The sequence below is a fragment of the Streptomyces sp. NPDC003379 genome, assembly GCF_053589195.1.
In genome coordinates, this window is record NZ_JBSFRK010000011.1 from 141,973 (window position 1) to 154,697 (window position 12,725).

14 protein-coding genes are annotated in these 12,725 nt (G+C 71.2%); 8 read left to right on the forward strand and 6 right to left on the reverse strand.

The window, feature by feature from the left end; translation table 11 throughout:
• From ACWDVB_RS13055 to ACWDVB_RS13070, 4 genes are all read left to right on the forward strand, one after another.
• The gene (locus ACWDVB_RS13055; RefSeq protein WP_451513565.1) at positions 1–1,383 is read left to right on the forward strand and encodes a cytochrome P450; all 1,383 of its coding nucleotides are present in this window, start codon (positions 1–3) and stop codon (positions 1,381–1,383) included.
• 55 nt (positions 1,384–1,438) lie between these two features.
• The gene (locus ACWDVB_RS13060) at positions 1,439–2,086 is read left to right on the forward strand and encodes a class I SAM-dependent methyltransferase (RefSeq protein WP_451513564.1); all 648 of its coding nucleotides are present in this window, start codon (positions 1,439–1,441) and stop codon (positions 2,084–2,086) included.
• A 144-nt stretch (positions 2,087–2,230) separates the two neighbouring features.
• Positions 2,231–2,848: an EF-hand domain-containing protein gene (locus ACWDVB_RS13065; protein WP_451513563.1), complete on the forward strand. Its 618-nt coding sequence runs from the start codon at positions 2,231–2,233 to the stop codon at positions 2,846–2,848.
• 238 nt (positions 2,849–3,086) lie between these two features.
• A complete protein-coding gene (locus ACWDVB_RS13070; RefSeq protein ID WP_451513562.1) occupies positions 3,087–3,749 on the forward strand; it encodes a hypothetical protein in 663 nt (220 codons plus the stop codon).
• A 6-nt stretch (positions 3,750–3,755) separates the two neighbouring features.
• Here the strand turns inward: ACWDVB_RS13070 and ACWDVB_RS13075 are convergent, their stop codons facing one another.
• Positions 3,756–4,424 carry a DinB family protein gene (locus ACWDVB_RS13075; RefSeq protein WP_451513561.1) on the reverse strand — a complete coding sequence of 223 codons (669 nt, stop codon included), beginning with the start codon at positions 4,422–4,424 and terminating at the stop codon, positions 3,756–3,758.
• Between the two features lie 28 nt (positions 4,425–4,452).
• Entirely contained in the window at positions 4,453–5,328 is an 876-nt protein-coding gene (locus ACWDVB_RS13080) for a class I SAM-dependent methyltransferase (RefSeq protein WP_451513818.1), read from the reverse strand.
• A gap of 141 nt (positions 5,329–5,469) precedes the next feature.
• On the opposite strand from ACWDVB_RS13080, the gene ACWDVB_RS13085 reads away from it, so the two are divergent.
• The 4 genes from ACWDVB_RS13085 to ACWDVB_RS13100 all read left to right on the forward strand — a co-directional run bounded on the left by ACWDVB_RS13085 (position 5,470) and on the right by ACWDVB_RS13100 (position 8,563).
• Positions 5,470–6,060 carry a TetR/AcrR family transcriptional regulator gene (locus tag ACWDVB_RS13085; RefSeq protein ID WP_451513560.1) on the forward strand — a complete coding sequence of 197 codons (591 nt, stop codon included), beginning with the start codon at positions 5,470–5,472 and terminating at the stop codon, positions 6,058–6,060.
• A 189-nt stretch (positions 6,061–6,249) separates the two neighbouring features.
• Positions 6,250–6,930: an ABC transporter permease gene (locus tag ACWDVB_RS13090; protein WP_451513559.1), complete on the forward strand. Its 681-nt coding sequence runs from the start codon at positions 6,250–6,252 to the stop codon at positions 6,928–6,930.
• Positions 6,927–7,607, forward strand: coding sequence for an ABC transporter permease (locus tag ACWDVB_RS13095; protein ID WP_451513558.1), 681 nt, complete (start codon positions 6,927–6,929; stop codon positions 7,605–7,607). Before ACWDVB_RS13090 ends, ACWDVB_RS13095 begins: the two co-directional genes overlap by 4 nt.
• Positions 7,604–8,563, forward strand: coding sequence for an ABC transporter substrate-binding protein (locus tag ACWDVB_RS13100; RefSeq protein ID WP_451513557.1), 960 nt, complete (start codon positions 7,604–7,606; stop codon positions 8,561–8,563). The genes ACWDVB_RS13095 and ACWDVB_RS13100 overlap by 4 nt, the downstream gene beginning before the upstream one ends.
• A 15-nt stretch (positions 8,564–8,578) precedes the next feature.
• On the opposite strand, the gene ACWDVB_RS13105 is transcribed toward ACWDVB_RS13100, so the two are convergent.
• From ACWDVB_RS13105 to ACWDVB_RS13120, 4 genes are read right to left on the reverse strand one after another with little or no spacing between them, the layout of a single operon-like run.
• Positions 8,579–9,742: an ABC transporter ATP-binding protein gene (locus tag ACWDVB_RS13105; RefSeq protein WP_451513556.1), complete on the reverse strand. Its 1,164-nt coding sequence runs from the start codon at positions 9,740–9,742 to the stop codon at positions 8,579–8,581.
• A 22-nt stretch (positions 9,743–9,764) separates the two neighbouring features.
• Complete coding sequence (locus ACWDVB_RS13110) at positions 9,765–10,412, reverse strand: LutC/YkgG family protein (protein WP_451513555.1); 648 nt, start codon at positions 10,410–10,412, stop codon at positions 9,765–9,767.
• Positions 10,409–11,908 carry a LutB/LldF family L-lactate oxidation iron-sulfur protein gene (locus ACWDVB_RS13115; protein WP_451513554.1) on the reverse strand — a complete coding sequence of 500 codons (1,500 nt, stop codon included), beginning with the start codon at positions 11,906–11,908 and terminating at the stop codon, positions 10,409–10,411. The genes ACWDVB_RS13110 and ACWDVB_RS13115 overlap by 4 nt, the downstream gene beginning before the upstream one ends.
• Positions 11,905–12,666, reverse strand: coding sequence for a (Fe-S)-binding protein (locus ACWDVB_RS13120; protein WP_451513817.1), 762 nt, complete (start codon positions 12,664–12,666; stop codon positions 11,905–11,907). The genes ACWDVB_RS13115 and ACWDVB_RS13120 overlap by 4 nt, the downstream gene beginning before the upstream one ends.
• Positions 12,667–12,725: the final 59 nt, after the last annotated feature.

Below are 12,725 nucleotides of genomic sequence, written 5' to 3' on the forward strand. Positions count from 1 at the left end.
ATGTCCACCGCACCGACGCGCGGTACAGACCCCGCCCCCACCGGGCCCGCCTCCGTCGTCCCGCTGACGTCAGGAGGTTTGCCGGTCGTAGGACACCTGCCCGCCTTCGTGAAGGATCCGGTCGACGTCCTCCGGCGCGGCTATACCGAACACGGGCGATCGTTCCGGCTGAGCCTGGTCGGCACCTCCATGGTCGTACTGCTGCGCCAGGAAGACCGCAAGGAGCTCCTTCTGGCGCCCGAGACCACCCTGTCCATCCGCGCCGCTTATCCGTTCCTGAACTCGATGTTCAGCGACACCTTCTACTTCATGGCCGAGGACGAGGAGTACCAGCGCCAGCGTGTGCTGTTCATGCCGTCCTTTCGAAGCGGCGCGCTACAGAGGTACCTGGGAGTGATGGAGCGGCAGGCCCGGCAGCTCATCGCGCGGCTGGGGGACGAAGGGGAGGTGGAACTGGTCCGCATGTGTGACGAGTTCAGCCTGGGCATCAACGCCGCCTGCTTCTTCGGCGAGGAGTTCGCCCCGCTGTTCACCGACACCCCGGAGCTGTTCAAAACGTTCTCGGGCAACATCAGCTTCCTGCTGCCCGTCGGGCTGCGCCCACTGCGCGCGCGGCGCAGCAACGCCGCACGCCGCCGTCTGCACACCCTCGTCCTGCACTGCCTGGCCCAGCGACGCGCCCGGCCGCTTCCCGAGCCGGACCTCCTGCAGTCCCTGGCGAACAGTCGCTACGACGACGGGACCCCGGTCCCGGACAGCGCACTGGTCCATCAGGCACTGGGGCTGCTCTGGGCCTCCCAGGAAACCACCGCGGGACAGCTCTCCTGGGCCCTCACCGATGTGCTGTCGCACCCCGATCACCACGACGCCCTGCTGGCGGAGCAGCGCACCCACCTCGATGCGCGGGAAGAGGCCCCACTGGTCCTGAAGGATCTGCACGGCCTGACACACCTGGACCACATGCTGTACGAGTCCGAGCGGCTGCACCCGCTGGCCATCCTGATTCCCCGCAAGGCGCGGCAGGACCTGTCCGTCGGCGGCCACCGGATCCGGCGCGGCGACATGGTGCTCACCTCGCCCTATCTGACCCACCGGCTGCCGGAGGAGTTCCCGAACCCGGAGGCGTTCCGCCCGGAGCGCTACACGGAAGATCCCACGGCGAGCCAGCGGCTCATGGGTTTCGGCGCCGGCATCCACCGCTGCCTGGGCCAGCGGTTCGCCCGCCTGGAGACGAAAGTCCTCCTCACCCTGCTGCTGCGCCGGTACTCCATGGAGCTGCTCGACCCCGCGACACCCATCACCGGCCTGTCCCCGCGCCGCCTCAACGCCCCCTGTCGCGCCCGCTACCGGCTCCGCTCCACCGATTCGAAGGCAGGGTATTGACGGCCAGTGCCGTACGTGAAAGCAAGCATGAGCGCCAGGAACTACAGTCGCGAGCATGGTCGAACACGATGCCCTCAGAGCCACCCGCGAGTCCTACGACGCCGCTGCCACGACTTATGCGGAACTGTTCCGCGACAGCCTGCGTGACAGTCCCCTGGACCGCGCGATATTGAGCGCCTTCGCCGAGGTCGTCAGCGCGAGTGGGGACGGCCAGGTCGCGGACCTGGGGTGCGGGCCCGGCCATATCACCGCGCATCTGTCCGAGTTGGGGCTGGCGGCGTCCGGCGTCGATGCCTCTCCTGCGATGATCGAGTTGGCTCGGCGGGCCTATCCGGGACTGCGGTTCGACGTCGGCTCGATGGCCTCGTTGGACATCGCTGACGGCGTGTTGGGCGGCGTACTCTCACGTTGGTCCATCATCCACACCCCGCCGGTAGAACTCCCCGGCATCCTCGCGGAGTTCCACCGTGTGCTGGCGCCTGGCGGCCACCTTCTGATCGGCTTTTCGGCGAGCGAAGACCCGTCTCACCCGACGCAGGTCTTCGATCACGCGGTCGCGCCGGCCTATCGGTGGTCGCCCGACCACCTCGCCGGGATGCTGCACGAGTGCGGGTTGGCCGAGGTGGCCCGGATGGTTCGAGAGCCTCAGCCCACCGACCGACGGCAGTTCCAGGAGATCCACCTGCTGGCCCGCAAGGCCTAGGGGTTCACCCCTGCGGAACTCGCGTCGCCCCGTCCGCCACCGGTTCGGCCGCATTACGGTGGAGCGTCACGTTATGTCAAGAGACCTCATGTCACATGACGTTATGGCACGTTACGGCACGTCAGAAAAGGGGAGACGACGCTGATGCAGGACACCGGGCTGCGGGCCAAGTACATCCACCGCTTCCACGTGCAGGACGCCGACGGCGACGGCGCGGTCGACAGGGAGGACATTCTGCGGCGCGCCGAGAGGCTCATCGCCGGCATGGACGAGCCGATGAGGTCGCCGCGTGCCGTCGCCGTCCTGGAGGCCGCCGAGGCGTACTGGCAGCAGCTGGCCGAACTGGCCGGCGTGGCCGAGGACGGTCGGCTGACGGAGGACGGCTACGTACAGGCGTTGGAGCGGGCGGAGGGGCAGGGGACCATCGCCGAACTCCTGCGCCCGTCCGTCGAGGCACACGTCATGCTCGTCGACAGGGACGGGAGCGGCTCGGTCGAGCTGGACGAGTTCATCCGCTCGCAGGGCGCGGCCGGTATGTCCTCGGCCATGGCCCGGGACGCCTTCGCCGCGCTGGACCGCGACGGGGACGGGCGGGTCACGGTCGAGGAGTGGCAGCGGGCGGTGATCGACTACTACACGGGCGCGGACACGGATACCGCTGCGGGTACGGGTACGGGCACAGATACCGGTTCGGATACGGCTACGGGTACGGGTACGGACGCGGCTGCCCCCGGCAATCTCGTACTGGGTCTCCGCGACTGAACGAGGCCGCCGCCCAGGTCTCGACCCCGCCGCACGCGGGCATCCCTCGGCCACGGCCCCTGTTCGGCTCGGAGTGTCGGGCGCTCACCGGCGCACACCCGCGCCCCGCCCGCCCGGTCGACCGCCCCTCGTGCCCCCGAACGACGTGTCGGCGCCATGGACGGGCTCGTCGGTACGCCGGACGGTTGACGGAGCATCACCTCCGGCACCTCCGGCACCTTCGACAGAGGAGACGCCCGTGATCCACATCAGCGAATCCCTCGTGCTGCAGACCGTTGAGGGCTTCCTCACCCCCGACGAACTGACGACCCTCGGCAAGATCATGGACTCCGACCCGCAGCTCGCCGAGTGGACGCCCCGCTTCGAGGCGGAAGTCGTCACCGCCCCTCCGCAGGCCCAGGAGATCCTCCAGCACGCCACCACCAGGGCCCTGCCCGCCCTCCGGCGCGCCATCCCGTCCCTGCGCTACGCCGCGCCCTGGGCCTACACCGTACTGACAGCCGGACGGCGCGTGCCCACGCACGTGGACGGCATACCGGACGCGGGGGCCGAGCACTGCCGTCTCGGCAGGATCGGCGTCGTACTGGAGGAGGCGGACAGTGGAGGGGAGTTCTACGTCGAGACCACGGCCGACGACGGCATCTGGAGCGGCGAAGTCGTGGGCGAGAAGGAGAACTTCCTTCCGGGGACGCCGCTGACCAGGAGCGTGCCGCACGCCCCCGGTCCCGACAGCAGCCCGCACCACAGCATCCCCGGTTGGCTGGCCGCCGCCGACCGGACCCGCTGGCTCACCGACGCCGGGGCGGGCGTCGCCGTCGCCTACGGAGCGCAGGTCATCCACGGGGTGCGGCCCGTACGTGACGGCCGACTGCGGAAGTTCGTCACGGACCTGCTGACCTGACGCGGCTCATGCGGGGCCGGGGCCGGGGCCCTGCGCGCGCCCGGCGTCCCCGTCGGCTTCACGCGCCGCCCGCTCCACCCGGTCCCGGTGCGCCTCCCACCATGTCCCGTCGCCCTGCGCCATGTTGTCGTTGCCCTGCCGCAGGCCGGCGGTTCCGTCGATCAGTTCGCGGACGACATCCGCGTGCCCGGCATGGCGGTCGGTCTCGGCGATCACATGGACGAGGATGCGGTGCAGCGTCACCTCATGCCGCTCGCCCCAGGCCACCCGGCCGACCGCGTCGAGCTCCAGGGACTCGATCGTCGCGTCCGAGTGGGCCCACACCTTCCGGTAGAGCCCCACGATCTGCTCCCGGGTCTCGTCGGCGGTCGCCCACAGGTCCGAGTTCGCCTCGGCGTCGCCCGTGATCCACAGGGGCGGCGCGTCGAAGGGCCGCCCGAACGTCTCGCCGAAGTACAGGGCTTCGGCGCTGGTCACGTGCTTGACCAGGCCCAGAAGGTTGGTGCCGGTCGGCGTCAGCGGGCGGCGTATGTCGTACTCCGACAGGCCTTCGAGCTTCCACAGCAGCGCGTCACGCGCGTCCTGCAGGTAGAGGCGGAGGTCGGTCTTGAAGTCCGATGCGGATGTGGATGTGGATGTGGATGTGGATGCGGATGCGGATGTGGACGTGGTCATGGTGAGGAGTCTGCCGTAACGTCGCTGATCATGGTGAGCTGCTGGCCGCCGGGTACATCTGGTTCGGGCGGGTGGCGGTCACCAGGAGTGCCGTGCTGAGCAGCCGGACGGCGCCGTCACGCTCGTAGGGGCGCAGGATCTCCGTGAGCCTGTGGCGGGCCCGCTCCTGGATCTCGGGCGTGACCTGGCCGGTCAGATGGCGTCCGGGGCCGGAGCCCAGGAGGAAGTCGGCGGCGTCGGCCGCGTCCCGCCCCCAGATTCCGTACGCCTCCACACGCGTCGTCCCGACGTTCTCGAACCCGGCGGTGGAGAGCAGGCCGCGGGTCCTGTCGACGTCCGCGAGGGAGAACATGCCCGGGCCACCGGGCGCGCCGAAGCCGTCGATGGGAAGGATGTCGCTCAGCGAGGCGAAGGCCCGCAACCACTCGTTGTCCCGCGCGTACGCGCCGCAGACGAACGCCGCGCGCCCGCCGGGGCGCAGTGCCCGTCCGATGTTGGCGAAGGCGGCCGCGGGGTCGGCGAAGAACAGCACGCCGTAGCGGCTGATCGCGATGTCGTACGCGCCGTCCGGCAAGGGGTGGACCTGGGCGTCGCCCTGTTCATAGGTGACGTTGTCCAGGCATTCGCGCCGCGCGGTCACGCGTGCTCGCTCCAGCATCGGTGCCGACAGGTCCAGGCCGAGGGCGTGACCGCCGCTCGCCCGGCGCGCGGCCAGCCTGGTCGTCTGCCCGGCGCCGCAGCCGACGTCCAGGACGCGGTCCTGCTCGCCGATCGACGCGGCTGCCAGGAGCGGGGCGTTGAAGCCCGCGTTCACCGCGTCCCAACGGTCCTGGTTGCGGGCCCAGTGGTCACCCTCGTACCCGTTCCACGCCTGTGCCTGTTCGGTGTTGACGATGTCCCGCATGGTCCGTGCGTCCCGCATGTCCCTGCCCCCTCGGGTTTCGAGGCGCCTCTCCCAGCTAGAATGGGCGCTCGCCCATAGAGTATGGGCGAGCGCCCATACTGGCAAGGGGCGTCCCTGTCGTACGAGGAGAATCCGGAATCCATGTCACCGCGCGGAGTAGCGATCCCCGACCTTCGTGAGCGGCTCTTCGCCGCCGCCGAGCGGATCGTCGTCCGCGACGGTGCGTCGGCCCTGACCAGCAGGGCGATCACGGGCGAGGCGGACTGTGCCAAGGGGGTGCTGCACACGCACTTCGGGGGAGTGGACGCGTTCGTCGCCGAGTTGGTGCTCGACCGGTTCGCGCGCACCGCCCGGGAAGCCGCGAAGCTTCCCGCGCGCGCGGGGCGGAACGCCGTGGAGGAGAACCTGGTCGGGGTCGCGCTGGCGCTTCTGAACTCCCTCGATCCCGGCGTCGTCGGGCTGGCCATGGCCAGCCACGCCACCTCCCGGAACATCCGCGCGGCGCTGGCGGCGGGCGCGCCGGGCTTCGCCGCGATTCAGGACGCGCTGACCGAATACCTGGACGCCGAAGTGCGGCTCGGCCGCCTGGCGGACGGCGCCGACACCGCCACGATGGCGCTCGCCCTGGTCGGCACCGTCCACCATCTCCTGATGACGGGGTGGGCCGGTGCGCCCGACCCCCGCGAGCAGACCGAACGGCTGGTGGCCCTGCTCGTGGCGCGTTCGCGCTGACCGGAGCCCTCAGGCTCCGGCGAGCAGTCCGTCCAGCTCCGCCTCGAAGAGGGCGGCTGCGTCGAAGCCCACCCGATCAAGCAGGAACCGCGAACCGGGCGTACGGCCGGTCGGCGGCTGAGCCGAGGCACACGCCCGTACGGGCCACCAGAACGCGCCGCGCCCGCCGCCCCGGCCTTCAATGGACGGGTGACCGCGCCTCCCGACGACTGCCTCGCGCGCAACGAATGGATCTGCGGTGAGTATCTGAGCACGCGCCGCCAGATCGTCCTGGACGCGGTCCTCCAGCATCTGCAGCTGACCGCCCTCTCCGTCCTGATCGCGCTCGTCGTCGCCGTGCCCCTCGCCGTGCTCGCCCGCCGCTGGCCGTGGGCCGCGAGCCCCGTCCTCGCGCTCACCACGGTCCTCTACACGATCCCCTCGCTCGCGATGTTCTCGCTGCTGCTGCCGGTGTACGGGCTCTCCGCGTCCCTCGTCGTCGCGGGCCTCGTCCTCTACTCGCTCACCCTGCTCGTACGGAACATCCTCGCCGGGCTCCAAGCCGTCCCCGACGAGACGCGGCAGGCCGCGCGCGGCATGGGGTACGGCCCGGTCCGCCTCCTCCTCACCGTCGAACTGCCCCTCGCGCTGCCCGCCGCCATGGCGGGACTGCGCATCGCCATGGTGTCCGCGGTCTCCCTCGTCACCGTCGGCGCGATCGTCGGCTTCGGCGGGCTCGGCAACCTCATCTACACGGGCATGAACACCTACTTCAAGGCCCAGGTGCTCACCGCCTCCGTGCTCTGCGTCGTCATCGCCGTCACCGCCGACGTGCTGCTGCTCGGCGTCCAGCGCCTCCTGACTCCCTGGACGCGGGCGGCCCGCGCATGAAGACACTCGGCGACGCCTGGATGTGGCTCACCGACTCCGCGCACTGGGCCGGCGACGACGGCATCGGGCACCGGCTCACCCAGCACCTCGTCCTCACCGTCGTCTGCCTGCTGATCAGCTGTCTGATCGCCCTGCCCGTCGCACTCGTCCTCGGCCATCTCGGCAGAGGCGGCGCGCTCGCCGTGAACATCTCCAACGTCGGCCGCGCGGTGCCCACCTTCGCGGTGCTCGTCCTGCTCCTCCTGACCCCGCTCGGCACGTGGGGCGACGGGCCGACCGTCGTCGCCCTCGTACTGTTCGCCGTGCCGCCGCTGCTCACCAACGCGTACGTCGGGATGCGCGGCGTCGACCGCAGCGTGGTGCGCGCGGCACGCGGCATGGGGATGACCGGACGCCAGATGCTCTGGCGGGTCGAACTGCCGCTCGCGCTGCCCCTGGTGCTCAGCGGCGTCCGCATCGCCGCCGTGCAGCTCGTCGCCACCGCCACCATCGCCGCGCTCGCCGGCGGCGGTGGGCTCGGCCGGATCATCACGGCGGGGTTCAACCTGGCGAGCACGCCGCAGGTCGTGGCGGGCGCCGTGCTCGTGGCCGTGTTCGCGCTGCTCGTCGAGGGCGTCTTCGAGGTGGCCGAGCGGGTCGCGCCCGGGTGGGCGCGGGGCCGGGGGAGCGCCGGATGAGGCGGCGCGCCGCCCCGGCCGCCGCCCTCCTCGCCCTGGTGGCGGGCCTCCTCACCCCGACTGCGGGCTGCGCGTCCGGGCCCTCGCTGGAGAACCGGGGCGAGGTCACCGCGCCCCCCGGCGACAGCGAGAACCTCGTCATCGGCTCCGCGGGCTTCACCGAGTCCGACCTGCTCGCCCAGATGTACGCGCTGCTCCTGAGGAAGGCCGGATACGGTACGCGAATCCTCTCCGTGGCCAACCGCGAGCTGTACGAACCCGCCCTGGAGTCCGGCCAGATCGACGTCGTCCCCGAGTACGCGGCGACCTTCGCGGACTGGCTGAACGCCAAGAAGAACGGCGCCGACGCGCGGCCCGTCGGCTCGCCCGACCTCGGCACCACCATGCGGGCCCTGCGCCGCCTCGCCGCCCCGCGCGGCCTGACCGTCCTCGACCCGGGCAAGGCGGTCGACCAGAACGCCTTCGCCGTCACCGCCTCGTACGCCGCGCGGCACCGCCTGAAAACCCTCAGCGACGTCGGGAAGGCGGGCCTGAGGGTGCGCCTCGCGGCGGGCGACGAGTGCGTACAGCGGCCCTACTGCGCGCCGGGGCTGGAGAAGGTCTACGGCATCGACATCACTGGCGTCGACCCGAAGGGCGTCGGTACGACCCAGGCGAAGAAGGCCGTCCAGAGCGGCCGGGACCAGATGGTGCTCACCACGTCCACGGACGCCACCCTCGACGACTTCGGGCTCACGCTCCTCAAGGACGACAAGCATCTGCAGAACGCCGACTACATCGTGCCGGTCGTCAACCGCTCCCAGGCGGGCAGCGAGGGCGTCGCGGCTGCGCTCGGGCGACTCCATTCCGTCCTCACCACGGCAGACCTGGCGTCCATGAACGAACGGGTGGACAGCTGGCGGCGGTTGCCGCAGGACGTGGCAGAGGCATATCTGGAGAAGAAGGGCCTGCTGTAGTGCTTAGGGGGCGCCTTACGCGTCGGAGACCGAGTCGAACTCGACCTCGTCCCGCCCCACGCCCTGCGCGTCCGCGTCCACCGAACGGCGCAGCGCCTCGTGCAGCTTCGCCGGGGTCAGGACGCCGAGGAAGCGTGCCCCGTCGAGGACCGCGACCCAGCCCGCGTCGTGCTGCAACATCACCCCGAACGCCTGCTTCAGCGGGGCGCCGACCGGCACCCAGGAGTTCATGCGGTGCGCCAGGTCGCCGACCGTGCCGCCGGTGCCGGCCAGCCCGACCTCGTCGACGCCCACCCAGCCGTGCAGATCGCCGGCCTCGTCCAGGACGACGGCCCAGCGCGCCTCCTCCTCACGCAGCCGGGCCGCGGCTTGCGCGGCGGGCTCGTCGAGGCGGGCGATCGGCGGCTCCTCCAGATCGTCCGTCTGGATCTCGGTGACCGAAAGCCGCTTCAGACCGCGGTCGGCGCCCACGAACTCGGCGACGTACGGCGTCCTCGGCGCCCCGAGCACCGCACCCGGAGTATCGAACTGTTCGATGCGTCCCTGGCCGTACACCGCGATGCGGTCACCGAGGCGGACCGCCTCCTCGATGTCGTGCGTCACGAGAAGGACCGTCTTGCGGACGGCCGCCTGCATCCGCAGGAACTCGTCCTGCAACTGCTCGCGCACCACCGGATCGACCGCGCCGAACGGCTCGTCCATCAGAAGCACGGGCGGATCGGCGGCCAACGCGCGGGCCACCCCGACGCGCTGGCGCTGCCCGCCCGAGAGCTGCTCCGGGTAGCGCGACCCGAAGGTCTTCGGGTCCAGGCCCACCAGATCGAGCAGCTCCGCCGCCCGCGCCCGGGCCCTGGACTTCTTCCAGCCGATCAGCGCGGGGACGGTCGCCGTGTTGTCGAGGACCGTGCGGTGCGGGAAGAGGCCGACCTGCTGGATGACATAGCCGATGCGGCGGCGCAGCCGCACCGGGTCGACGTCGGCGATGTTCTCCCCGTTCACGAAGATGCGGCCCGACGTGGGCTCGATGAGGCGGTTCACCATCATCATCGTCGTGGTCTTGCCGCACCCGGAGGGGCCGACGAGGGTGACCAGTTCTCCCTCGGCGACCTCGAAGGACAGGTCGTCCACGGCCGTCGTGCCGTCCGGGTAGCGCTTGGTCACCTGCTCGAACCGGATCATGCCCTCACGCTAGCCCCGCCCGTCACCCACCGCTCACCAGCACCACCTCCAGGGTGCGCGGCCCATGCACGCCCTCGACCCGGTCCAACTCGATGTCGCTGGTCGCGGACGGCCCCGAGATCCAGGTCAGCGGCCGCGCCGGATCGAGCCGTTCCAGGGCCTGCGGCACGGACGGGACGACCTGGTCGGGGACGCGTACGACACAGATGTGGTGGTCGGGGACGAGAGTGATGCGGCGCCTGCCCTGGTCCGGGGAGCCGTCCAGGACGAGCGTGCCGGTCTCGGCGACGGCGACCGCGCAGCCGGTGACGACGCTGTCCACCCGGTCCAGCTCGTGCGCAGTGCTCGCGGCGCGGTCGTGGACGCGGGTGGGGCCGGCGCCCTTCAGCCAGTACGGGGGCAGGCCGGGCGGCACGAGCACGGTCTGCGAGCCGCGCTCCGCGAGCAGGCGCGTCAGCAGCCCCGACAGGTCCTCGTCGGCGCACCGGTGCACCAGCGCGCGGTACTCCGCCAGATTCTCCGCGAGCAGGTCGACGGTCTCCCGGACGGTAAGCCCGCCGTGCTCACGCAGATAGTCGCGGCCCACCGCCCGCTCGTACGGGATGTCGTCGTCCGGCACATCGGCCAGCGCCCGCCGCACCCGGCCCAGGACCCGGTCCCTGCTGCTCACCTCTGGCTCCCCTCGCCGGTGCCCTCGCTCTTGCCGCCCCGCGTGCGCTGCCACCAGTCGCGGAACGGCTCAGCGGGAACCTTCGGCAGCTCCCGGCTCGCGCTCCAGGCCCGCCCGGGACCCGGCAGCGTGCGCGGGTGGAGCCGCCGGGTGCGCGAAGCGAGGCGCTGGCCCAGGCGCAGCGCCCGCGGGCGGGCGAAGGCCAGGCCCGCCGCGCGCATCGCCGCCCGCTCCGCCGCGTGCCCCTTCGCGGGCTTCAGCGTCACCTTCACGCCGCGCCGTGTGACCTCGCCGCCCTGCACGACCCGCTCCCGCAGATGCACGAGGACTTCGGGAATGTCGATGGCGACCGGACATACCTCGTAGCAGGCCCCGCAGAGCGAGGAGGCGTAGGGGAGGGAGGCGTCGATCTCGCTCCGCGTGCCGCGTAGTTGCGGGCTGAGGATGGCGCCGATGGGGCCGGGATAGACGGAGCCGTACGCGTGCCCGCCCGCCCGTTCGTAGACCGGGCACACGTTCAGGCACGCGGAGCAGCGGATGCAGCGCAGTGCCTGGCGGCCCACCTCGTCGGCGAGGGTGTCGGTGCGGCCGTTGTCGAGCAGGACCAGGTGGAAGGCGCGCGGGCCGTCCTGGTCGGTGGTGCCGGTCCACATCGACGTGTACGGGTTCATGCGCTCGGCCGTCGAGGAGCGGGGGAGCGTCTGGAGGAAGACCTCCAGGTCGCGCCAGGCCGGGACGGTCTTCTCGATGCCGACCACGGAGATCAGCGTCTCGGGCAGGGTGAGGCACATCCGGCCGTTGCCCTCCGACTCCACGACGACCAGGGTGCCGGTCTCCGCGACCATGAAGTTCGCCCCGGAGATGCCGACCTTGGCGCGCAGGAACTTCTCCCGCAGGTGCAGGCGCGCGGCCTCGGCGAGCTCGGCGGGCGTGTCGGTCAGCCCTTCCGGCGCGGGACGGCCCCAGTCGGCCATCTTCTCGCGGAAGATGTCGCGGATCTCGCCACGGTTGCGGTGGATGGCGGGGACGAGGATGTGCGAGGGGCGGTCCTCGCCGAGCTGCACGATGAGTTCGGCGAGGTCCGTCTCGTAGGCGTGGATGCCCTCGGCTTCGAGGGCTTCGTTGAGTCCGATCTCCTGCGTGGCCATCGACTTGACCTTGACGACCTCCGTCTCGCCGGTCGCCTTGACGAGGCCGGTGACGATGCGGTTCGCCTCGTCGGCGTCGGCCGCCCAGTGCACGGTGCCGCCGGCACGGACCACGGACTCCTCCAACTGCACCAAATAGCGGTCCAGGTGGCGCAGCGTGTGGTCCTTTATGTGCTTGCCCGCTTCGCGGAGCTCCGCCCAGTCCGCCAGCTCGGCGACGGCGCGGGCGCGCTTGTCGCGGATGGTGTGCGTGGCGTGCCGGAGGTTCGCGCGGAGCGTCTTGTTCCCCACCGCCTCCCGGGCCGCCTCGGGGAAGGCGGGCATGCCGACGAATGTGCCGCCGCTCATGACAGGGGCTCCTCTTCCGTGCTCGCCAGGATCTCCGCGATATGAACGGGACGTACCCCGCTCTTGAGCCGGGCCATCGTGCCGCCGATGTGCATCAGGCAGGAGTTGTCCGCCGCGCACAGCACCTCGGCCCCGGTCGACTCGGCGTGGCGCACCTTGTCCGCGCCCATCGCCGCCGAGACATCGGAGTTCTTCACGGCGAAGGTGCCGCCGAAGCCGCAGCACTCCTCGGCCCCGGGCAACTCCACCAGCTCAAGTCCCTTGACGGCCCCGAGCAGCCGGTCGGGCCGCTCGCCGAGCCCGAGGCCGCGCAGACCGTGGCACGTCGGGTGGTACGTGACCTGGTGCGGGTAGTACGCCCCGACGTCCGTGACCCCGAGGACGTCCACCAAAAACTCGGTCAGCTCGTACGTCTTCGGGACCACCGGCGCGAGCTTCTGCGCGAGGCCGCCCCCGCGGCCCTCGGCCCGCGCCCGCTCACCCATCCGCGGATACGACTCCCGCACCATCGCCCCGCACGAACCGGACGGCGTCACGATCGCGTCGTACGCGTCCGAACCGAAGACATCGGAGAAATGCTGGGCGAGCGGCTCCGCCTGATGCCGATAGCCCGTGTTGTAGTGCGCCTGCCCGCAACAGGTCTGCGCCATCGGGAAGTCGACCTCAACGCCCAGTCTGGTCAGCAGTTTCACCACCGCGCGGCCCGTGTCCGGATAGAGCGTGTCGTTGACACAGGTCAGGAACAGGGCGACACGCATCGCGGGTTCCTCCTCGTCGATCATCGGATGGGTGCAGCGTACGCGCGAGCGCGGCGTTG

Coding starts and splice junctions, on each gene's coding strand:
- ACWDVB_RS13080 (WP_451513818.1), bottom strand. CDS start 5,328: ATGCGGGACATCGTCAACACCGAACAGGCACAGGCGTGGAACGGGTAC.
- ACWDVB_RS13085 (WP_451513560.1), top strand. CDS start 5,470: ATGTCACCGCGCGGAGTAGCGATCCCCGACCTTCGTGAGCGGCTCTTC.
- ACWDVB_RS13095 (WP_451513558.1), top strand. CDS start 6,927: ATGAAGACACTCGGCGACGCCTGGATGTGGCTCACCGACTCCGCGCAC.
- ACWDVB_RS13060 (WP_451513564.1), top strand. CDS start 1,439: ATGGTCGAACACGATGCCCTCAGAGCCACCCGCGAGTCCTACGACGCC.
- ACWDVB_RS13055 (WP_451513565.1), top strand. CDS start 1: ATGTCCACCGCACCGACGCGCGGTACAGACCCCGCCCCCACCGGGCCC.
- ACWDVB_RS13075 (WP_451513561.1), bottom strand. CDS start 4,424: ATGACCACGTCCACATCCGCATCCGCATCCACATCCACATCCACATCC.
- ACWDVB_RS13120 (WP_451513817.1), bottom strand. CDS start 12,666: ATGCGTGTCGCCCTGTTCCTGACCTGTGTCAACGACACGCTCTATCCG.
- ACWDVB_RS13115 (WP_451513554.1), bottom strand. CDS start 11,908: ATGAGCGGCGGCACATTCGTCGGCATGCCCGCCTTCCCCGAGGCGGCC.
- ACWDVB_RS13065 (WP_451513563.1), top strand. CDS start 2,231: ATGCAGGACACCGGGCTGCGGGCCAAGTACATCCACCGCTTCCACGTG.
- ACWDVB_RS13105 (WP_451513556.1), bottom strand. CDS start 9,742: ATGATCCGGTTCGAGCAGGTGACCAAGCGCTACCCGGACGGCACGACG.
- ACWDVB_RS13100 (WP_451513557.1), top strand. CDS start 7,604: ATGAGGCGGCGCGCCGCCCCGGCCGCCGCCCTCCTCGCCCTGGTGGCG.